Genomic DNA, 1,370 nt, shown 5'->3' with positions numbered 1-1,370 from the left:
GCCGTGTGAGCGGTGGGGCCAGACTCTTTGTTGTGGTGATGGGGGAATGGGCCGGGGAGACAGTCGGGCCGGATGTGTGGGAGACCTGCCGGGAGTTGATCCCGGCCGGGAGTGTGTTCGCGTTCCTGGCCGAGCATCGCGGCGCGCTGTTCCCGGTGGTGATGTTCGCGGACATGTACCCGTCGGCGAACGGGCGGCCGAGTATGCCGCCGCAGATCCTGGCCGCGGCGATCACGTTGCAGGCCCTGCACGGGCTGTCGGACTTCGAGACGGTGCAGGAGCTGCGGTGTGACCTGCGGTGGAAGGCCGCGTGCGGGCTCGGTCTGCACGACATGGCGTTCGACCCGTCGTTGCTGGCCTACTTCCGCCGTCGTCTTTCCCGTTCCGCCCGCCCGAACCGGGTGTTCGAGGCAGTACGGGAGGTCGTGAAGGCCACCGGCGTCCTCAAAGGCAAGCACCGGCGAGCCCTGGACTCCACCGTTTTGGACGACGCCGTTGCCACTCAGGACACTGTCACCCAGCTCATCGCCGCCGTCCGCGCGGTCATCCGCGAGGTCCCCGGTGCCGACCAGGTGGCAGCCGTGCAGTGCACCGCGCACGACTACAGCGACCCCGGCAAACCAAGGATCGCCTGGAACGACGAACAGGCCCGCGCCGCCCTCGTCGACGCTCTGGTCGGTGACGCGCTCAGGCTGCTGGGCCACCTGCCTGACCAGCAGCTCGGTGAGAAGGCCGCGAACGCGGTGGGCCTGCTGGCCCTGGTCGCCGGACAGGACGTGGAGCCGGCCGAGGACTCCGACGGCCGTGACGGGCGCTGGCGCATCAGCCGGGGCACCGCCTACGACCGGATGGTCTCCACCGTCGATCCGGAATCCCGGCACGTGCACAAGACCCGCACCCACCAGCAGGACGGATACAAGGCCCACCTGGCCATCGAGCCGGAGACCGGCTTATACACCGCTGTGGCCCTCACTCCCGGTGTCGGGCCGGAGCACCACGAAGCCACCGTCGGCGTGGACCTGCTCGCCGGGGAAGACGGGCCGGTGGACGCCTTCGGCGACACCGCCTACTCCACCGGCGAGGCCCGCCAGGCCCTCGAAGCAGCACGCCACCGGCTGTTTTTCAAACCCGCCCCGCTACGGGCAGCCGTCCCCGGCGGCTTCACCCTGGACGATTTCCGTATCGACACCGCCGCCGCCACGGTGACCTGCCCCGCGGGGCACACCGTCCCCCTGTCGGCCCCCGGCGGACAGCACAACCAGCGCAAGGCCGCCTTCGGGAACCTGTGCACCGGATGTCCCCTGCGCGAGCGGTGCACCAAGGCCAAGACCGGCCGCATCCTGACCATCCGCCCCCACCACGACCTGCTC

Annotated in this window: 1 protein-coding gene; it reads left to right on the top strand. The window is 70.2% G+C overall.

Annotated features, from left to right (window positions below; genetic code table 11):
* Window positions 1-38: 38 nt before the first annotated feature.
* A partial coding sequence (locus AC5WRT_RS38815) for an IS1182 family transposase (protein ID WP_496101091.1) occupies window positions 39-1,370 on the top strand: 1,332 nt, incomplete at its 3' end.

This window comes from Streptomyces sp. NTD91 (assembly GCF_059510455.1).
The sequence above is the reverse complement of the archived record's forward strand: the minus strand, read 5'-3'. Positions and strand labels throughout refer to the sequence as shown.